Origin of the sequence: Halioxenophilus aromaticivorans (assembly GCF_042850945.1) — a bacterium.
Taxonomy (GTDB): domain Bacteria; phylum Pseudomonadota; class Gammaproteobacteria; order Pseudomonadales; family Cellvibrionaceae; genus Halioxenophilus; species Halioxenophilus aromaticivorans.
Map to the genome: position 1 here is coordinate 14,728 of NZ_AP031496.1, position 19,924 is coordinate 34,651.

The following is a 19,924-nucleotide window of genomic DNA, read 5'->3' on the forward strand; positions in this document are numbered from 1 at the left end:
GTTTAACGTTTCACAAATACCCCGGGCCGTTTTTGTGCTAGTGACAGTATCCCTTCTTCGGCATCCTGGGTCACTCTAAGGCGGCTTTGTTCGGCGATCTCAACCTCGATAGCGGCGGTAACCTGGGCTTGTAATCCCTCCCGCACGGCGGCTCTGATGCTCTCCACGGCCAGTGGCGCATTGGCGGCTATCTCTTGCGCCAGGGCAATGGCTTGTGGGCGGATGTCATCGTTATCGCTTAGCACGTCTACCAAGCCAATCCGCACGGCTTCAGTACCGTCGATGCGCCGTGCGGTCATTAATAACTTGTGTGCCTGTTGAATGCCAATAACGCGGGGCAGGGTAACCGTAGCGCCAAAGCCGGTGTGAATACCCAGTTTGGTGAAGTTGGCCCAAAATTTTGATTGGGCATTGGCGACTCTAAAATCCGCCAACAACGCCAAGCCTAGGCCACCGCCAGTGGCACTGCCTTGCACAGCTGCAATTATAGGTTTTTGGTTGCCAAACATGCGCGCCGCCTGGCCGTACACCTGGCGAATACCCGTGGCAAATTGCTCTGCGGTAAACGTATTGTAGCCCGATCCTACCTGGCCGGTGCCAAAGTTACCGCCGGCGCAAAAGTTCTTGCCGTTGGAGCACAGCACAATGGCTCGGCAATTATCGTTGTTATCCAGGGCCAGTAGCTTATCGGCCAACTCGGTTAATAGGTCGATATCGAAAAAATTGTGCGGAGGGTTGTTGAGTTCCAACAGGGTTACCGCACCATCGGTTATTGTATTGATCAGGGGCATGGTTATTAACTCTATCAACGTGAACTGTAATGGCTACGGATTTAACCAAACCAATATGCTGAGCAAGGCCATAAACCACGCAACCAATAAAAGAGATGCTAAACGCCAGTTTACTTTGGCCTCTGTGTTGAGTACTTCTGCGGCGGTGGCGAGGTGAACGGCTTCCGGTGTTAATCGCAGATTATTTTTATTAATGCGGGTTAAAACTGCTGCGATAACACAGGTAGTGAAAAAGCCAATCACATTCCACCACAGCCAGGAAACCTCCGGCAATAATTGCCAGCATAAGGCGTTAACGATAATTCCGCTTAATAAACCTGCCTGCACGCTTAGGCCAGTAATGTTGTGGCTGAGTAAAGCCAAAATAAATACCGCCAAAATAGAGCCATTGGCTAAGGAGCCGATTTTATTAATGGCTTCCAGTACAGTTGGGGCGATATCGCCGACGAAAAAAGCCATGGTCAAGGTGATGGCTCCCCACACGGTTGTTACCAAGCGCGATGCCCAAATTTCTTGCTCCTCGGTGAGTGGGTGGCTACGAAAACGAACGATAAAATCTTCCATGGTGGTGGCGCTGAGCGAATTTAATACGCTGTCCAGGGATGACATAGCAGCGGCAAATAAAGCCACTAGTGCCAAGCCCACCAGGCCCGTGGGCAGGGTTTGAATCATATAAAGGGGCACGGCTAAGTTGTATTGCGGGGCACCTTGGTCGTTGCTGGGTAGTTGGTTAATAAAGTCGCCGTGGTTAATGGCAAACACAGCAATACCGACACCCACAAAACAATAGAGCAAAACCAGCGGAAACCGAAACACGCCGTTGATAAACAGAACCTTGTTGGTGGCGTCGATATCGCGGGTGCTCAGTTCCCGTTGCACCTGGCTTTGGTCGCAGCCGTAGTAGGCCATATACAAAAACAGCCCACCAAATAACATAGGCCAAAAGCCAAAGGTTTGGCCGTCGCCCAGGCCATGGTGGTCAAAAGCCAAGGTTTGTTTGCGGTCATCGGGCAGGCTGGCCCACAGTTGCCCTAGGCCGCCGGCGTCTGCGGTGAGTAAATAAAACACCAGCAGTAATACCACCAGCAAAATACCCATTTGCAGTAAATCGCTGTACACCACGCCGCGCATGCCACCAAACACATCGTACACCACGGTAAATACGCCCAATAAAATCACCGACCAAAAAAAGCCAATACCGGTAATTAAATCGATAACAATGGCGATGCTGTACACGGTAACGGCGGTGGCAAAGGCTCGGATAAATAAAAATAAACCGGACAACATCAAGCGGGTGCGCAGGTCGTAGCGCTGCTCTAAAAACTGATACACCGATACCAGCTTAAAATGGCGGAATACTGGCATCACCAACAAGATTAAACCAATCATGGCCAGGGGCAGGGCCAGTTCGTATTGCAGCCACAACAGGCCGCCGCCGGTAAAAGCCACAAACGCCGGCGCGCCCAAAATGCTGTTGGTGGAACATTGGGTAGCCATGACTGATATCGCCACTGGCCAGTGACCGATATTGCGGCCGCCCAGATAGTAGTCGGTGCGGTCGTGCTGGCCGCGGGATAGATACACCGCCCAGGCAATCAGCCCTACCAAATACACGGCGATTACCAGCCAATCGGCCCAATGGAGGGATTGGGTCATGGGTGCTCCTTGCGCTGTGTTGTTTACCTAAACCCAATTACCTTAAAGCAACGGTTGGGTGTGACTCAAGTGCTTGTTGGTTACACGCAGTGGCGAGTTTGGAATCTAAGTGCCTTGGTCTGGAGTTGAATCAGCTTGGGCTAGGTTTTCTATTTTGGCCTGCTGGGCTTCAATCCAGGCGTGCACTTCTTCGGTGAGTTGGCGGGAGGTTTTGCCTTCGGTGGGGATGGGGTCGCCGATGACCACGGTGATGGTGCCGGGCTGTTTGGTGAATTTTTTGTTGATCCAACAGTGGCCGGCGTTGTGTGCTACGGGCACCACCGGTACACCGGCGGCAATAGCAATATCGGCACCGCTGCGGGCGTATTTTTGTTGGTTGCCTGGGGCCACGCGGGTGCCTTCGGGGAAGACCAATAAATTGCGGCCCTTGGCCAGCCGGGCGATGCCCTGTTCTTTAACCTGTTTAAGGGCTTTCAACGGGTTGGAGCGGTCGATGGCCACGGGCTCGGTTAGGCGCAGCCCCCAGCCAAAAAACGGTATGCGCAGTAGCTCGCGCTTGAGGATGGTACTGAGCGGCTTAAACACCAACTGTAGGTAGAAGGTTTCCCAGGCGGATTGATGCTTGGACATCACCACGAAGTTTTGATCGCCTTGGGGTCGTTGGCCAATCTGATGAATGCGCAAGCCACAAATTAACCGCACCGCGTGCACGGTGGAGAACAACCACACATTTAACCCTTTTTGCACGGTGGGCAGAGGCAAAAACAGCGCACCAATGGTAACCAGGGTACCAACGGTAACGGTGAGCGTGGCGTAAACAATGTTGAACAGCAGCGAGCGAATAAAATTCATAATGGGATTGTCTGCACGGCCCAGCGTTTAGTAGTGCGCCAGCAAGTATTCTGCGGCGGCGGCTAGGTTTGCACAGGTGGTGAGGTCCGCTCCTTGATAATTGACTTGGGTGTTGTGTCCTTGATCCGTTAATACCACCAGGGCTGTGGCGCCGGTGGCTTCGGCCAGTAGCAAATCACAGCGTTGGTCGGTTAACAACACCATGTCGTTGGCCGGAGTGGCAAACTCCAGCTCTATGGCATCTATCAAGCCGGTTTTGGGCTTGCGGCAGTGGCATTGCTCGGCGTCGGTATGGGGGCAGTAGAAAAACCCGGCGACGGTGCCGCCTCGGTTTTCTACCAGCTCGCTCAAACGGGTGTGGAAGCCTTCCAACTCGTCTAAATCCAGATCACCGGTGCTAATGCCCGGCTCGTTGCTGGCCACAACCAGGGTAAAACCCGCGTTGCTGAGCCGGGCCAGGGCATCAGCCACCCAGGCCAAAGAGTGCTCGGCCGGGGGTTGTAATACCCCGGTCCGGTCCAGTACCACCAGTTTGCCGCTTGCCACAGCCGTGGCCTAGGCTTTGGCCGGCACAAGCAGCGAGATATCCGCCACTTGTAGGAACAGATCACGCAACTGCGATAACAGTGCCAGGCGGTTGTTGCGCACTTGGCTGTCGTCGGTCATTACCATGACCTGATCAAAAAAGCTGTCCACCGGTGCACGCAGGGCGGCCAGTTGCTTCAGGCTTTGCTGGTAGTCGCCTTGGGCCATCAGTGGTGTTACCTCGGCTTGCATATTGGCCACGGCTTGGGCCAGGGTTTTTTCGGCGTCGTCGCTCAGCAGGTTGTTGTCCACCTCGGCTGTGCGGGCCGACTCTTTGGCCAGAATATTGGATACCCGCTTGTTGGCAGCCGCCAGAGCCTGGGCCTCGGGCAGTTGAGTAAAGGCCGCCACGGCGTGGATGCGCTGGTCGATGTCGGTGGGTGTGGTGAGCTGTTTTGCCGCCACCGATAAAAACACCTCAGCGCTGATGCCGGAATCTTCATACCAAGCGCGTAAGCGCTCTAACATGTAAGTAAGTACTCGCTCCGTAAGATCGTCTGCTTTGGGTAGGCTGCTGTACTGGGCTATGGCCAGGTTGACCAGCTCGGCCAAATCCAGTGGCAGTTTTTTCTCAATCAGTAGGCGCAGCACGGCCACACTGGCGCGGCGCAGAGCAAACGGGTCTTTCGAGCCGGTGGGCTGTTGGCCAATGCCAAAAATGCCCACTAGAGTATCCAGGCGATCGGCCAAGGCTACGCACAGGCCAATGTCGCTCTCGGGCAGTTTGTCGCCGGCGAACTTAGGCAGGTAGTGCTCGGCCAGGGCGTTGGCCACAGGTTCGGGTTCGCCCTGGGCGCTGGCGTAATATTTACCGGCGATACCCTGCATTTTATCGAACTCCAGCACCATCTCTGAGGCCAGGTCGCATTTGGATAACTCACCGGCGCGTTGGGCTTGGCTGGTATCGGCGCCGATTTTACCGGCAATGGCGGCGGCCAGTTGGCCAATGCGTTCGGTCTTTTCGTACAGGCTGCCCAACTGCGCTTGGAAGACGATGGTTTTTAGACGATCGCGGAAACTGACAAAGGGCTGCTTTTTATCGGTTTCAAAGAAGAAGGCGGCATCGGCCAAGCGAGGCCGAATCACTTTTTCGTTACCCGAGATCACCGCTTGTGGGTCTTTGCTTTCGATGTTGGCCACGGTAATAAAGTTGGCCATGAGCTTGCCGTTGCCGTCCACCACGTGGAAGTACTTTTGGTGCTCCGACATGGACGAAATTAACGCCTCGGCGGGTATTTCTAGGAATTCTTGATCGAACTGGCCGGTAAGGGCCACGGGCCATTCCACCAACGCCGTTACTTCGTCTAGCAGGTCGTCTTCAATCACAGCTTGGCCGTTAATGGCTGCGGCTGCGGCTTCAACTTGGCTGCGAATCATGGCTTGGCGGCGGCCAAAGTCGGCAATCACATAGCCTTGCTCTAGGGTGCTGGCGTACTCGGCGGGGCTATTGATGGACAGCGTTTGGTTGCAGTGGAAGCGGTGACCACGGGTTTCTCGGCCAGTACTTAAACCAAGTACGTCACCGGGTACTACCTGGTCGCCCAACAGCATAACCAACCAGTGCACTGGGCGTACAAACTCGGTTCGGCTGGCACCCCAACGCATGCGCTTGGGGATGGGCAGCTGTGCCAGGGAGGCCTCTACTATGCCGGCCAGCAAGCTCTCGGTGGCTTCGCCGCCAGTGGTTTTATCGACTACCAGTTTATCTACTTTGCCATCGTTGGCGGTGGTCAGCTCGCTGGGCTGCAAGCCGTTTTTGCTGGCAAACGCCAGGGCCGCTTTGGTGGGGTTACCGGCATCGTCAAACGCGATTTTGGCCGGTGGCCCCCACAGTTGTTGGGTTTTTTTCGGGGTGGCGTTGTCCAGGCCTTTGATCACCACGGCCAAACGGCGCGGGGCGGCTAGGCTGGTGACTTCGCCAAAGGCCAATCCCTGGGCAGTTAGACCGCTGGTAATGCCCTGGGTAAAGGCTTGCGATAAACTGGGTAGCGCTTTGGGTGGCAGCTCTTCGGTTCCCAGCTCCACCAAAAAATCCAAACTCATGCTTGTTCTCCATTAGCCTCTTGGTGGGCGGCGATCACTTCGTTGCGCAGGGCCTCTGGCGCCAGCGGAAAGCCCAGGGCCAAGCGACGGTCAAAGTAGGCTTTGGCCACGGCGCGGGCCAGGGTGCGTACACGCAAAATGTAGCGTTGGCGCTCGGTAACGGAAATCGCATGGCGGGCGTCTAGCAGGTTAAAAGTGTGAGAGGCCTTCATTACCATCTCATAGGCGGGTAAGGGCAGGCCTTTGTCCACCAGGCGCTGGCTCTCGGCCTCGTACTTATCAAAGCACTGGAACAAAAACGGTACGTCGGCTTCTTCGAAATTGTACTGCGACATTTCCACTTCGTTTTGGTGGAAGACATCACCGTAGGTGACTTTTTCGCCGCTGGGGCTGATGGCCCACACCAAGTCGTACACGGTATCCACGCCTTGCAGGTACATGGCGATACGCTCTAGGCCGTAGGTGATTTCGCCGGTGACGGGGTAGCACTCAATGCCGCCCACTTGCTGGAAGTAGGTAAACTGGGTGACTTCCATGCCGTTAAGCCAGACTTCCCAACCCAAACCCCAGGCGCCCAGGGTGGGGGATTCCCAGTTGTCTTCCACAAACCGGATGTCGTGCACCAAAGTGTCTACGCCCATGCGCTTGAGCGACTCCAGGTACAGCTCCTGGATGTTGTCCGGTGAGGGCTTCATCACTACCTGAAATTGGTAGTAGTGCTGCAAGCGGTTGGGGTTTTCACCATAGCGGCCATCGGTGGGGCGGCGGCTGGGTTGCACGTAGGCGGCGTTCCAGCTCTCCGGGCCCAGAGCCCGCAAGGTGGTGGCCGGGTGGAAAGTGCCTGCGCCCACTTCCATATCCAATGGTTGCAAGATAACGCAGCCCTGTTCTGACCAGAACTGCTGTAGCGCGAAGATCAGCCCCTGAAAGGTACTAACATCCGCAACCGATGGGTTTTGAGTTTCCGCCACGGCAAAATGCCCCTGTAATGCTCGCTAATAAAATTTAAGAGGGCGGATTATAGACGTGTCGCCGCAATATCTCACCACGCAATTGCCGGTTTTGGCGGTGAGGTCAGCTGTGGCTGGAAAAATTTGGGCAATCCGCAAGGCTTAGGGTAGTCTGAGCGCCCAAAACCATCGCTCAAGCAGAACGTTTCTCACAATCATGGCAGACCAACGCAACTCAAACATTGGCCAAAACCCTAAGCCGTCTACCCAAGCTAAGCGTCGTGTTAGGGCACAGGGTGCGGATATCAAGGGCACATTGCTGGTGGCGGTTTTGCGCGCTATGTCCATTCTGCCTTTGGCGGTATTGCGCTTTAAGGGCTTGTGTTTGGGTTGGTTGTTGTGGCGCTTTAACGCCCAGGCGGCCAAAGTGAGCCGAGAAAACCTCACCTACGCCTACCCAGTGCTGCCGGATTCCCAGCGAGAGCGATTAGTGCTCACCTCTTTACAAGAAAGCGGAAAAACTGGGTTTGAAATGGCGGCGGTTTGGGCCCGTGGTGAGGGTTGGTTACAAAACCATATTGTGGCGGAAGAAAACCCGGAATTGCTGCACAGTAACGATATGGGCAAAGGTGTTATGGTGCTGTCGCCCCACGTGGGTAATTGGGAAGTGCTCAGCGGCTATCTTGGCCAAGCCTGCCGGGATATCACCGTAATGTATCAACCGGCGCAATTACCGGCCCTAGACGATTTAATTCGCACCGCGCGCTTGCGCAATATCAAAGTAGCCCCGGCAGACCGTTCCGGCGTAATGATGTTGATGAAAGCCCTGCGCGGTGGTGAAGCCGTGGGCCTGTTGCCGGATCAGGTGCCCACCGAAGGTGCCGGAGAGTATGCCGATTTCTATGGCAAGCCGGCGCTAACCATGACGCTGATTCGCCAGCTGCATAAAAAGACCCAGGCCAATATTGTGATGGTATTTGCGCTGCGGGTGCCCGGCGGTTTTAAAATTGTGTGTCAAAAACCCCACCCGGATATTTATTCGGAGCAACCCGATATAGCATTGCTAGGTTTGAATAAATCGGTACAGCAATGCATTGATCCTCAACCCTCACAATACCAGTGGCAATACAAACGCTACCGGCGCCAGCCAGAGGGTGAACCTCGGCCCTATCGATTTAAATAACGCTCACTGATTGGTGACAATGTCCAGGTTTACTAAAACTAAAACGCCGCCATCAGCCCTGGTATCTGCCGAGCGACCTCAATGCCTTTAACGGGGGCATTAAAAAAGGCGTGGTATTCACCATTGGGGTTTATCACCACCACCTGAGAGCCGTGGTCCACTTGGTAGTTGGCCATACCCATATGCTCCGCGTGTTTACCGTGGTTGTGATCCACAGGTACTTTAAAAAACGGCACACTCACGCTATTGGCTAATTTTTTTAATGATAAAAACTCCCCGGTTATGCCATCGAACTTGGCGTTAAAGCCGTGCACATATTGTTGTAATTGTTCACTGGTATCCCGGGCGGGGTCGACTGAAATTAAGGTTACCTGAATTTTATCGGCCTGCATGGGTGGCAGCTGCTTAATGGCTTTGTTGAGTTCAAATAACGTAGTCGGGCAGATATCCGGGCAATGGGTGAAACCGAAAAAAATTAAATTCCAGCGGCCAGTAAAATAAGCGGCGCTGATGGCTTCGCCGTTTTGATCGATTAATTCGCCCAGGGCCAATGGCCGGGGTATTTGCAGCACTTTTAACGTATCGCTGGTGAGCTGCTGCGGTGTGGCACGGCTAGGTGCAAAAAATTTATTGGCAAACAGCAAAAGCACCAGAGCAATAAACAGCAGCGCGCCACAAACGGTAAACCAAATACCGCGAGTGTTTTTCTGTGGTACAGCAACAGTATCCATAGCATTCACAACAATAATTAAAATAAAGCTGGTTTAGGTAATAGGTAATGGTCGAGTAACATCGCTCCAAACAGCGCCAGCAAGTAAATTATAGAATAGCTGAAGGTGGCCATGGCGTGTTCTTTGCCGGGCGCGCGCAGCATCAAAATGCTGTACACCATAAAACCAATACCCAAACAAACCGCACCCAACAGATATAACCAGCTTAGCATGCCGGTGGCGAAAGGCAGCAACGACACGGCAAATAGAATTAGGGTGTAAAGCACAATATGTATCTTGGTGTAGCGTACACCGTGGGTGACCGGCAGCATAGGCACGCCGGCGCTGGCGTAGTCGTCTTTGCGGTGCACGGCTAAGGCCCAAAAATGGGGAGGCGTCCAAGCAAAGATAATCAGCATCAACAGCAGCGCCGGGCCCTCTACGTTACCGGTGACAGCCACCCAGCCCAGTAGGGGCGGCGCGGCGCCGGCAATACCGCCAATGACAATATTCTGTGGTGTGGCTCGTTTCAGGAATACGGTGTAAATCAGGGCGTAGCCTATTAACGAGGCGAGGGTTAACCAAGCGGTGAGTGAGTTAACCCACACCATCAACACCAACATCCCCAGGGTACCAATGGCGGCAGAAAACATCAGTGCTTTGGCCGGCTCAACCTTACCGGTGGCCACCGGCCGGGACAGAGTGCGACGCATTTTTTGGTCGATGTGCCGATCTACCACATGGTTGATAACGGCGGCGGAGGCGGCGCACAGGCCAATGCCAAGGTTTGCTGCCAGCAACAGCCCAAAGCTAGGCAATTGCGCGTCCGCCAGTAGCATGCCGATAACAACAGTTACCAGCATCACCATAACGACGTTGGGTTTACACAGCTCCCAATAGCAGCGCCAATTGGCGTTCGGTTGTGTTTTATACAGCGGAGTGATTTGCTGGCTCATGATGCAGGCCTCCAGAGTGAACCTTGGATGGTTGTAATTGTGATTGTGCAGTGGGCAACAGCTGCAATTGATAGCGTGTGGTAACCACGGCCAGTAAAAAAAGCGCGCCGACACCGTTGTGAGCCACGGCAATAGCCAGTGGCAATGCAAACAGCACGTTAGCTAGGCCCAGACACAGCTGAGTAATAAGCAGCCCGGTAATGGTGGTGATATACACCTGGGTGCCCGGTAACCGGGCCAGCCTAAATAACGCTAATAGCGTCACTAAGGTCACGACTATCGCGCCCAACCGATGGCTGATGTGAATGGCTGTGCGTGCTGGGCCATCCAGTTGGCCACCGAGGTAATTGGGGCCAATGGACTGCGCAAAATTAAATCCGTTTTTAAAATCGGCCTCCGGTAACCACTGGCCATGGCAGGTCGGTAAATCGGGGCAGGCCATGGCGGCATAGTTAGCGCTGGTCCAACCGCCCAGGGAAATTTGCAGCGCAACTAACACAATTAACGCAGACAACAGTGTTTTAACGGAGCCAATATTTGCGGCCGGGTTTAATGGCGCTGCTTGTACTTGCAAAAATCGCTTTAAACGCAATCGCAACAGCCAAATCAATGTCAGTGTGGTAAAGCCACCCAGTAAGTGCGCCGTTACCACTTGGGGCCACAGTTTTAAGGTCACCGTCCACATGCCAAAGGCCGCTTGCAAAAATATAATGGCTAGCAATAAAAACGCGTGCTTTAGCGGTGGCTTGTGGCCGCTTTCATTTTTTTGATGTTGGCTTTTGAACAGTACGCAAGTAACGGCCAGCATCAGTAAACCCAGGCTGCCGGCACAGTAGCGGTGTACCATTTCTGGCCAGGTTTTGTCGGTTTCTACGGGGGCTTCGGGGAAGACCTTTTCTGCGGCGGCAATCTCGGCGCTGGTGGTTGGCCATGTGAGGTGGCCGTAACAACCTGGCCAATCCGGGCAGCCTAGGCCTGCGTGTACCAAACGGGTAAAGGCTCCCAGGCTCACTACCAAGCAGGCCAGTAAAAAGGCAATGGTGGTCAAGCGTAACGCTGTTTTTATAATGGTATTGTCCATAGCGCTACTCGTAAGAATACTTAAGCAGGCGTTTTAAATCGTCTAGCACATCCGAGCCGGTGTTAACGTCGGAATAGGACATCATGGCAAAACCTTCTTGGTCTACCAGCATTAAAGAGTTAAACGCATTGATCAGAGAAGTGTCGGCAAAGGCGTTTTGCCATGGTTGTGTGCGGATGGTAATAATCTGCAAGCCGGAATCGTTTAAGGCGATTTCGGGTAGTGCCTTGATATTGGGGTTGTCACTGACCACCAATAAAAACCGTCGAATGCGCTCCGCGTCCTTGGCTAGGCGTACGTGAACCTGGTGGCTGACGTATAGGTTTTGCATGCAGCGAGAATCGCACTGGCCGTTAATCACAGTGACCATTCGCCATTTGCGACTGTTGAGCCACTGGCTGGGCAGTTGCTCACTATCGCTCACGGATAGGTCTTTTAATTGTGTTGCCGGAACAATCAATAAACCTTTATTGACGGTACCGTCTGGAATGGCCGAAGCATTATTGTAAACCCAGTAGGCTGTTACCATGGGCATGGCTACGGTTAAACACAATAATACGAAGGTGAGTTTACCCGGCCAAAGCGATTGCCTTGGTTCAGGAATGGCATTTTCAGCTGTCATAGTAGTGCATACCTTTGGTTGTTATATTTATTGGTTCGGTGAGCTTACAAAGCAATCTAGCTGTTAGGTGGGGTTTTGGTGTTGCCTCCAAATTTGCAAAACATTGGTGCTGGCTAATAGAAATGCAAGGCTTAAAACTGCGGCCATAGAAAACCACTGCACGGCGTAGGCCGTATGTTTTGCAGGGCTAATGGTTTTGCCCTGCCAGTGCGTTATTTGTGCCAGCGGGTGCTCCGAGCTGATCTGTAAATACCAGCGTTTTTCTAAATTATTATATGGAAAACCATCAGGTGTAATCTCTACGACAGAATCACCACCGGGTTTAAACACATTGCTCACAAACGGTAAGTCCATGGGTTTTCTTACCTTACCTTGGATAACAATTGTTTGGCCAGAATTATTTAGCCAACCGGGCAGGTCGGTGGTGGCTTGCCAACCCAAGTTAATTAAAATAGATGGGCCGAGTTCCGGTAGGAAAGGCACTAATAAATCGTAGCCGAGTTGGTGATTGACCCGCTGATTTTGCAAAAGCCAAGCCTTGTCCTTATCAATTCGACCGCGTAGAGAAATAGCAGTAAATTCCTCACCGGAAAAATAACTGAGATCGTTAATAAAATTGGCCAGGGGAGTTGGGGACTGGTCTCGCTGGATTAGCCATTGGTGTTTTTGTTCAGCACGGGATAACTGCCAACAACCTAGGATGGTTAACAGGCAAAAAAAGAACAAGAAAAAGCACAGCAGTGGTTTATTCGGATGCCATTGTAGTTTTTTTATTGCTGCTGTTAATTGCATACGTTACCTTGACCATTACTGCTTAAAAGTCAGACTGCAAAGTGATTAAGCGACATTCCTAATTATTAACGCCAGCGAGCGTGAAAAATGTTACTCAAAACCATTATCGTTGTGTTGTTCTTGCTTGTGGTATTTAGCCTAAGCCGTGCCCTAGTGTATTTGTTGAAAGATCAACAAGAGCCTAGAAAACGGGTGCTCTATGCTCTGGGCATTCGTATTTCTCTAGCCGGGCTTTTGTTACTGTGCATCTTTTATGGCTTGGCCACCGGCCAGCTAGGTAGCAAAGCACCCTGGGATAAAGGCCCGGCCAATGCCGGGCCCCAACCCGAGGCCGATTAACCCAAATGTTAAACGGCTAACCTAAGATATAAACAAAGATAAACAAGCCCAACCAAACCACGTCCACAAAGTGCCAGTACCAGCTGGCCGATTCAAAACCGAAACAATCGTCGTGTTTAAAGTGGCCTTTAACGGCGCGCACCAGCATCACCGCTAGCATAAATGTGCCCAGGGTTACGTGTGCGCCGTGGAACCCGGTAAGCATAAAAAAGGTAGTACCGTAGATACCAGAGTTCAGTGTCAGCCCTAGGTGATGGTAGGCTTCATAGTACTCGTAGACCTGTAGAATCAAAAACAATACGCCCAGGGCAACAGTGCCGCCAAGCCACATTTTAAATTGTTGGCGGTTATCGTTTTTTAAGCCCGTGTGAGCAAAGTGCACGGTAACGCTGGAGGTCAATAAAATAACGGTGTTCCAAAAGGGTAGCCATGTCCAGATGGAGCCAGCATCGTTAATGCTCATACTGTGAGCAGGGCCCTGCATGGTTGCACTGTCGCCATTAACCACTTGATCCGGGGTGGTCATTAACGGCCAGGTAGCTTCAAAGCCGGGCCATAAAATACTGTTAGTGGTGGCCAAGTCGTGGCTGCCTTCACCGCCCAGCCACGGCAACGCAAAATGGCGCACATAAAATAGGGCACCAAAAAAGGCGGCAAAGAACATAACCTCACTAAATATAAACCAGCCCATGCCCCACACGTAAGAGCGTTTCAGTTGGTCGCTGTTCAAGCCCTGCATGTTCTCGCTGATAACGATGTTAAACCAGCGATAGAGCACGAACGCAAATACCAAAAACCCGGCAAACATGATGGTGCTGCCAGATTCTTTGCCGGTAAGGATACTGGCCAGCCCGTACACCGTTGTGGCTAAGCCAATGGAAGCAAATATGGGCAGTTTGCTTTGTTCCGGGACGTAGTAACTGTTGGGTGTCGACATAATCGGATCCATTGTTGGTGGCTTGGCTAATCACTCAAAAGATCAAAACAGCAGGCTGATCAACAAGCCTTTTATCGTTATTGTTTACAACTCGGTTGGTCTTACTGGCCGGCGCTGGTGGAAACCTCTAGCCGTGGTTCGGCAGTGCCGGTGATATCAAAAACGGTGTACGCCAGGGTGAGCGTGTTAATGTGCTCTGGCAGCTCTGGGTCAACAATAAACTGCAACACCAGCTCGGCTTCTTCGCCGGCGGCTAGGGGTTGGCTGTTAAAGCAAAAGCATTCGGTTTTGTGAAAGTAACGGGTGGCTGCAAAGGGCACCAAGCTGGGTATGGCCTGGCCAACCATATCGGCCTGGGTTGGGTTTTTAGCGTAATAACTAACCAAGGTGGGCTCCCCCGGGTGGACTCGAATCTCGCTGGTCACAGGCTGAAATTGCCAGGGCATGGTTTCGTTATTCTTGGCAATAAATTGAACCTTCACCGTGCGCTTCTCATCCACCGGCGTAGCCTCGGTAGCGCTGTAGCGGCCTTCGGTTTTACCGTTAAGGCCGGTGATATCACAAAACACATCGTAAATAGGCGGCATCACAAACACAGCAAAGGCAAACATGCCAACCCCGGTGGCCAACAAGCTGGCCACCAGTTTTACGATACTCTTGGGTTGGCTGTTCGCGCTCATGTGCAGGGCCTACTAGCGAATTTCCGGTGGCGTACTAAAGCTGTGGTACGGCGCCGGTGAAGCCAGTGTCCATTCCAATCCTTCTGGGTTTTCCCATACCTCGTCGGTGGCCTTCTTACTGCTTTTGATGGTGCGAATCACGTTAAACAAAAACAGTACCTGGGCCGCGCCAAACAGAAAGGCGCCGCAACTGGCGATCATGTTGAAATCGGCGAATTGCAACGAGTAATCTGGGATGCGACGGGGCATGCCGGCCAAGCCAACAAAGTGCATTGGGAAGAAGGTTAGATTCAGGCCGGCAAATGCCATCCAGAAGTGGGTTTTACCCATGCGTTCGTTGTACATTTTGCCGCACCATTTTGGCAACCAATAGTAGACGCCGGCGGTGATAGAGAAGATCGCACCTGGCACCAGTACATAGTGGAAGTGCGCCACCACAAAGTAGGTGTCATGGTATTGGAAATCTGCCGGCGCAATGGCCAGCATCAGGCCGGATAAACCACCGATGGTAAATAAAATAACGAATGCCACCGAGAACAGCATGGGGGTTTCAAAACTGAGCGAACCCTTAAACATGGTGGTTACCCAGTTGAACACCTTAACCCCGGTAGGTACAGCAATCAGCATGGTGGCGTACATAAAGAAGAGTTCGCCGGCCAGTGGTATACCCACGGTAAACATATGGTGGGCCCACACAATAAAGCTTAAAAAAGCGATGGATGCGGTGGCGTACACCATGGAGGAATAACCGAACAATGGCTTACGTGCAAAGGTGGGGATGATGGCACTGACAATACCGAAGGCAGGTAAAATCATAATGTACACTTCGGGGTGGCCAAAGAACCAGAACACGTGCTGGAACAGTACTGGGTCACCACCACCGGCGGCGTCAAAGAAGCTGGTGCCAAAGTGAATGTCCATCAGCATCATGGTAACCACACCGGCCAGTACCGGCATTACGGCAATTAATAGGTAGGCGGTAATGAGCCACGTCCATACGAACAGCGGCATTTTCATCATGGTCATGCCTGGTGCTCGCATATTTAATATGGTGGCGATGATATTGATAGCCCCCATAATGGAGCTGGCCCCCATAATGTGCACGGCAAAAATAAAGTAGGTAACGCTGGGCGGGGCGTAGGTGGTGGATAGCGGGGCGTAAAAAGTCCAACCAAAGTTAGGTGCGCCGCCCTCCATAAATAACGTCGAAAGCAAAATGCTAAAAGCAAAAGGTAAAATCCAAAACGACCAGTTATTCATGCGTGGTAGAGCCATATCTGGCGCACCAATCATGATGGGAATCATCCAGTTAGCCAGCCCCACAAAGGCTGGCATCACTGCACCAAACACCATAATTAATCCGTGCATAGTGGTCATTTGATTAAAGAACTCCGGCTCCACAATTTGTAAGCCTGGCTCAAATAATTCTGCGCGGATCACCAGCGCAAAGATACCGCCGATAAAAAACATTAAAAAGCTAAACCATAAATACAGGGTGCCAATGTCTTTATGGTTTGTGGTGAACAACCAGCGGCCTATGCCAGGTGCGGGACCGTGCGCCATGCTGTTTCTCCCTTATTTTTATTGAAATGCGGGTTAAAAGTTAGTTGGACTCTTTGTACTTTAATACATCAATGGGTTGTAAACTGTCGCCCATATTGTTACCAAAAGAATTGCGCTGATAGGTAATTACCGCGGCCAGTTGAGCCTCGGATAACTGTTCGCCAAAGGCCTGCATGGCGGGGTTCTTTTTACTGCCGTGCACTACCATATCCATATGCCCGGCTATGGCACCGGTGGCCACTGCGCTGCCGGCAATGGCGGGGAAGGTTGGAGGAACACCTTGGCCATTGGGCTGATGGCAAGCCGCACAGTTGGTGTTGTAGACGGTTTGGCCCAGCTCCATTAGCTCATCAAAGCTGAAGTTTTTCTCGGTGAGTTCTTTCATTTTGGCGGCCATGGCTTGGCGTTCGCCCAGCCATTGGTTGTAGTCGTTCTCGGCCATAGCCACTACCACAACGGGCATAAAGCCGTGGTCTTTGCCGCACAGCTCCGCACACTGGCCGCGGTAGATACCGGGCTCTTCAACGTAGGTCCAACTTTCGTTAATAAAACCGGGTATGGCGTCTTTCTTCACCGCTAGATCAGGCACCCACCAAGCGTGGATAACATCGTTGGCAGTGATTAAAAAGCGTACCTTTTTGTGGGTAGGGATCACTAACGGCTCATCAACTTCCAGCAGGTAGTTGGGATTCTTCTCAGCCTGGTTGTAGATTTCGGCATTGGGGGTAGACAGATTGGAAAAGAAGCTGACGTCTTTGCCAAGATATTCGTATTTCCATTTCCACTGGTAGCCAGTGATCACGATGTCGACGTCGGCTTCTTCGGTATCGTAGATTTTAATAAGACTACTGGTGGCCGGAACCGCCATTACAATCAAAATGGCAAACGGGATTATCGTCCATAGAATTTCCAGTGCGGTACTTTCATGGAAATTAGATGCCTTGGCACCGCGTGATTTACGGTGGGCGATCATGGTGTAGAACATAACACCGAACACCACCACGCCAATGCCCACACACCACCAGAAGATATCCATGTGCAGGCCATGAATTTCTCGGCTTACTGGAGTAACGCCGACAGGCATATTAACGCCCCAGCGGTCGGTGACAGTTTCTTGTGCCAGGGTGGAATAGGATAACAGGCAGGCGGGTGCGGCGATAAAAAAGGTTTTAATGGATTGTTTAACGTTAGCGAGCATTGCTCAAGTCTCCGTCGCGTACTTATTATTTTTTTACTACAGCCGGTGATCTAAAGGGCAGACAAGTAAGCTTGAGACTTAGTGTTAACAATGTAGATGAGTAAAAGCAGCAAGCCCAGATACAAACAGGAACATCAGCCCTAGTTTTATCGATATTTATGTCGATTGTGGCGCATTCGTTATTTCAATTATAAATTATAAAAAATCTTATTATTATCTTTTGTTTGCTATGGGCAGAACACGAAGCTCTGTAGCGAACACTTTTACAGATCGATTGCTTGACGCATTTTTAGGGACATCGTTTTTTTTTAGCTTTAAAATTCCCCAAGAGCGTTAAAGAAGCCACAGCACTAGACCAAAGTCAAATAATTTATTTTTAAACGGCATTACAGGTTTTCTGCTCATCAGCTTTTTACACAAGCAAATCCAGGGGGGCACCTAATTTTTATCTGTAATCGCTATTAAAATAAATGCTGTTATAGTGATTCAGTTTGAGACAAGAGTACTTAATTTAAGGAAAGACATGCCCGTGAAAACCTGGGATGTAAACCATCGTTACGTTTGGCAGTTGGCTTGGCCAATGATTGTTAGCAATTTGTCAACACCCATGTTGGGTTTGGTTGACACCGCTATTCTGGGCCATTTACCCCAGGCCGATTACCTTGCTGCGGTGGCACTGGGTGCCGCTCTGGTTACTTTTGTATTTTGGAGTTTTGGTTTTTTACGCATGGGCACCACCAGCTTGGTGGCGCGGGCGGTGGGCGCCCAAGATACTCCCCGAGTGCGACAAATTTTTTGGCGCAGTGTGGAAATTGCCTTGGTGCTCAGTTTGCTGCTGTATGCGTTGCAGTGGTGGCTGCTGCCGAGTTTGCTGGCGGTAATGGCCGAGCCAGCGCCGGTGCGCGACTTGGCGTTGAGCTATTGCCAGATTCGAATGCTAGCGGGACCGGCAACGCTATTTAATTATGTTTTGGTAGGCTGGTTTGTTGGCCGCCAAAACACACGTTTGCCGTTGGCACTGATGCTGGTACTCAACTGCGCCAACATAGTATTTGATGTGATTTTGGTGTGGTGGCTAGGCTGGGGTAGCGACGGCGCCGCCTGGGCCAGTGTTGCAGCGGAGTATCTGAGCGCGGGTGTGGGTTTGATTATCGTCGGCCGTTGGGGCATTTTTGCCGTGGTACCCGGTGGCAAAAAGCTTGGTCGTTGGCGGCAAATTAAAGAGTTGTTAGCCATCAATGGCCATTTATTTGTACGCACCGCGGCGCTTTTGTCGGTCACGTTGTTTTTTACTGTTCAAGGCAACCGATTGGGCGTCAATGTGGTGGCTGCCAATGCCATCTTGCTGCAACTGGTGGGAATGGTCTCCTATGGGTTGGATGGCTACGCCCACGCGGCTGAGGCGCTGGTAGGGCGAGCCACCGGCGCGGATAATCGGCCGTTATTTATGAAGGCGGTAAAGTACACGGCGATATGGTCTGCGATCACAGCGTTGATGATCAGTGCTTTGTTGTGGTTATTGGGCAGCCAAACGCTATCGTGGTTTACCAACATTGCCGAGGTAGCTGCAACTGCGGAGCAATATTATCCCTGGTTGGTGGCGTTTCCTCTGGCGGCGGCGGCGGCCTATCATTTGGATGGCGTCTATCTGGGTTGGGGCAGGGCGGATGCCATGCAGATCACCATGTTGATGTCTGCCCTAGGTGTTTTCTTCCCGATGTGGATTGCGTTGGCCAGTTGGCAGAACACCGGACTATGGTTGGCTTTTGTGGCATTTAACGCCAGCCGGGGTGTTTTTTTGGCGTCTTATTTCACGTGGCAGGTAAAGAAGGGCAATATTCTCCGCAAGTAGCGGCCATTACGGCACATTTAGTTTATAAATGGTCTGAATAGGTTATGCCGTCACCCGATTTTCTGCAAGTTCGCCCTGGCCGTCTATACTGGTTTAGGTGCCAATTGGCAGTGCTCTTACTTTATCGCGTGGGTGGGTGATGGCTATTCCACAGAAGAACTTAGTTGTATCCGGTGATGTTAAGCCTATGATTCCGGAAAAAATATCGCAAATCCGCAGCGTTATTGCGCAAGAGAAAGCGCGCACCGACGGTGACCGAGACTTCAACTATTGGATGTTGGAAAAAGCCGTACAGGTGCACCACCTGGTGGCCTTACCCCGAGGCCAAGAGTTTGATGCGCTGTCCAAATTTGTGGTGGCCTACATTGATGCGCTGCCCGATTGCCTAGAGCACTTCCACCGTGTGGCCGAGCAGGCCAACCTAAGTCCCTACACCGATCTTTTCCTCAACCTCGCCACCGATTTTGTTCTAGCGCCGCCGGCGGAACTGGAATTAGAAGTGGGTTTTGGCCATTTAATGGACGAGGCCTTTATGGCCCACCGTTTGTTAGAAGAGCTAAACGACCGCTGTCTGCATTACTTGGGCGGGCCGGGCTTGCCTGTGGATAACTCTTTTGCCAACGTTATTGTGCACGGCCTAATTGGCGACGAATTTGCCAACGACTTAGATTTGGCAGTGCATTTCGCCATCGAATCCCAAGCCGCTCAAGAGCGCGCAGTTACCGCTAATTTGCACGCCAAACCGCTGCAAGCGGTGGCCGATGCCGCCAAAGATTGGCCGACCCTGGGAGAAGAGCTTATGGTGGGGATTCGGTTTCAGTTCTAGTGGGCGAAGCTTGGGAGGCCTAGGAAGCGAGAGCTCGCATAACCAATTCCGGCTCTTTGGCTACAACATTCAGCAATACGAGTGCAGGGCCTTGTGGTGTGCGATCTCCACGCTCCCAGTGACACAATGTGCTAACGCTAATGCCAAAGGCTGAGGCAAATTCATTTTGAGACATGGCGAGCTTGGCGCGCAGTGCTTTCACATCCACTGAGCTAAATTCGTGAACAATGGCTTTTTGAGTCTTGCCGCCTGAGAACTCGAGCGCTTCAGATAGGCCCTGTTTGATACTGTCGAATGTGCTTTTCATC

The 19,924-nt window shown here is 52.0% G+C and carries 20 protein-coding genes; 4 read left to right on the plus strand and 16 right to left on the minus strand.

The features are described from left to right. Positions 1-2: 2 nt before the first annotated feature. The 6 genes from ACGHM3_RS00070 to glyQ all read right to left on the minus strand — a co-directional run bounded on the left by ACGHM3_RS00070 (position 3) and on the right by glyQ (position 6,898). The gene (locus tag ACGHM3_RS00070) at positions 3-791 is read right to left on the minus strand and encodes an enoyl-CoA hydratase/isomerase family protein (protein WP_345427124.1); all 789 of its coding nucleotides are present in this window, start codon (positions 789-791) and stop codon (positions 3-5) included. Positions 792-824: 33 nt separating this feature from the next. After that, on the minus strand, positions 825-2,447 hold the full coding sequence (locus tag ACGHM3_RS00075; protein WP_345427126.1) for a sodium:solute symporter family transporter: 1,623 nt from the start codon (positions 2,445-2,447) through the stop codon (positions 825-827). Positions 2,448-2,552: 105 nt separating this feature from the next. Next, on the minus strand, positions 2,553-3,299 hold the full coding sequence (locus ACGHM3_RS00080) for a lysophospholipid acyltransferase family protein (protein WP_345427128.1): 747 nt from the start codon (positions 3,297-3,299) through the stop codon (positions 2,553-2,555). A gap of 27 nt (positions 3,300-3,326) precedes the next feature. Further along, a complete protein-coding gene (locus ACGHM3_RS00085) occupies positions 3,327-3,845 on the minus strand; it encodes an HAD-IIIA family hydrolase (RefSeq protein ID WP_345427130.1) in 519 nt (172 codons plus the stop codon). Positions 3,846-3,854: 9 nt separating this feature from the next. Next, positions 3,855-5,927 carry a glycine--tRNA ligase subunit beta gene (gene glyS, locus ACGHM3_RS00090; RefSeq protein ID WP_345427132.1) on the minus strand — a complete coding sequence of 691 codons (2,073 nt, stop codon included), beginning with the start codon at positions 5,925-5,927 and terminating at the stop codon, positions 3,855-3,857. Then, complete coding sequence (glyQ, locus tag ACGHM3_RS00095) at positions 5,924-6,898, minus strand: glycine--tRNA ligase subunit alpha (RefSeq protein ID WP_345427134.1); 975 nt, start codon at positions 6,896-6,898, stop codon at positions 5,924-5,926. Before glyQ ends, glyS begins: the two co-directional genes overlap by 4 nt. A 196-nt stretch (positions 6,899-7,094) precedes the next feature. On the opposite strand from glyQ, the gene ACGHM3_RS00100 reads away from it, so the two are divergent. Continuing rightward, a complete protein-coding gene (locus ACGHM3_RS00100) occupies positions 7,095-8,060 on the plus strand; it encodes a lysophospholipid acyltransferase family protein (protein WP_345427136.1) in 966 nt (321 codons plus the stop codon). 38 nt (positions 8,061-8,098) lie between these two features. On the opposite strand, the gene ACGHM3_RS00105 is transcribed toward ACGHM3_RS00100, so the two are convergent. From ACGHM3_RS00105 to ACGHM3_RS00125, 5 genes are all read right to left on the minus strand, one after another. Next, on the minus strand, positions 8,099-8,791 hold the full coding sequence (locus tag ACGHM3_RS00105) for an SCO family protein (RefSeq protein ID WP_345427138.1): 693 nt from the start codon (positions 8,789-8,791) through the stop codon (positions 8,099-8,101). Between the two features lie 17 nt (positions 8,792-8,808). After that, a complete protein-coding gene (cyoE, locus tag ACGHM3_RS00110; RefSeq protein WP_390518282.1) occupies positions 8,809-9,729 on the minus strand; it encodes a heme o synthase in 921 nt (306 codons plus the stop codon). Continuing rightward, positions 9,698-10,807, minus strand: a complete 1,110-nt coding sequence (locus tag ACGHM3_RS00115; protein WP_345427143.1) for a COX15/CtaA family protein — start codon at positions 10,805-10,807, stop codon at positions 9,698-9,700. Before ACGHM3_RS00115 ends, cyoE begins: the two co-directional genes overlap by 32 nt. A gap of 4 nt (positions 10,808-10,811) precedes the next feature. Further along, positions 10,812-11,429 (minus strand): hypothetical protein, encoded by a 618-nt coding sequence (locus ACGHM3_RS00120; RefSeq protein WP_345427145.1) that lies wholly within the window; start codon positions 11,427-11,429, stop codon positions 10,812-10,814. A 63-nt stretch (positions 11,430-11,492) separates the two neighbouring features. Then, positions 11,493-12,221 carry an SURF1 family protein gene (locus ACGHM3_RS00125; protein ID WP_345427147.1) on the minus strand — a complete coding sequence of 243 codons (729 nt, stop codon included), beginning with the start codon at positions 12,219-12,221 and terminating at the stop codon, positions 11,493-11,495. Between the two features lie 87 nt (positions 12,222-12,308). Between ACGHM3_RS00125 and ACGHM3_RS00130 the strand changes: the two genes are divergently transcribed. Next, the gene (locus ACGHM3_RS00130) at positions 12,309-12,560 is read left to right on the plus strand and encodes a DUF2909 domain-containing protein (protein ID WP_345427148.1); all 252 of its coding nucleotides are present in this window, start codon (positions 12,309-12,311) and stop codon (positions 12,558-12,560) included. A 16-nt stretch (positions 12,561-12,576) separates the two neighbouring features. Here ACGHM3_RS00130 and ACGHM3_RS00135 read toward each other — a convergent pair whose 3' ends face one another. The 4 genes from ACGHM3_RS00135 to coxB all read right to left on the minus strand — a co-directional run bounded on the left by ACGHM3_RS00135 (position 12,577) and on the right by coxB (position 16,938). Next, entirely contained in the window at positions 12,577-13,497 is a 921-nt protein-coding gene (locus ACGHM3_RS00135) for a cytochrome c oxidase subunit 3 (RefSeq protein WP_345427149.1), read from the minus strand. A gap of 101 nt (positions 13,498-13,598) precedes the next feature. Next, entirely contained in the window at positions 13,599-14,177 is a 579-nt protein-coding gene (locus tag ACGHM3_RS00140) for a cytochrome c oxidase assembly protein (protein WP_345427150.1), read from the minus strand. A gap of 12 nt (positions 14,178-14,189) precedes the next feature. Next, positions 14,190-15,740 (minus strand): cytochrome c oxidase subunit I, encoded by a 1,551-nt coding sequence (ctaD, locus tag ACGHM3_RS00145; protein WP_345427151.1) that lies wholly within the window; start codon positions 15,738-15,740, stop codon positions 14,190-14,192. Between the two features lie 40 nt (positions 15,741-15,780). Further along, complete coding sequence (gene coxB / locus ACGHM3_RS00150) at positions 15,781-16,938, minus strand: cytochrome c oxidase subunit II (protein WP_345427153.1); 1,158 nt, start codon at positions 16,936-16,938, stop codon at positions 15,781-15,783. 523 nt (positions 16,939-17,461) lie between these two features. Between coxB and ACGHM3_RS00155 the strand changes: the two genes are divergently transcribed. Both ACGHM3_RS00155 and ACGHM3_RS00160 read left to right on the plus strand, forming a co-directional pair. Further along, complete coding sequence (locus ACGHM3_RS00155) at positions 17,462-18,790, plus strand: MATE family efflux transporter (protein WP_345427155.1); 1,329 nt, start codon at positions 17,462-17,464, stop codon at positions 18,788-18,790. A 139-nt stretch (positions 18,791-18,929) separates the two neighbouring features. Next, entirely contained in the window at positions 18,930-19,616 is a 687-nt protein-coding gene (locus ACGHM3_RS00160; RefSeq protein ID WP_345427158.1) for a hypothetical protein, read from the plus strand. Between the two features lie 19 nt (positions 19,617-19,635). Here ACGHM3_RS00160 and nadS read toward each other — a convergent pair whose 3' ends face one another. After that, positions 19,636-19,923: a NadS family protein gene (nadS, locus tag ACGHM3_RS00165; protein WP_345427160.1), complete on the minus strand. Its 288-nt coding sequence runs from the start codon at positions 19,921-19,923 to the stop codon at positions 19,636-19,638. Position 19,924 lies beyond the last annotated feature (1 nt).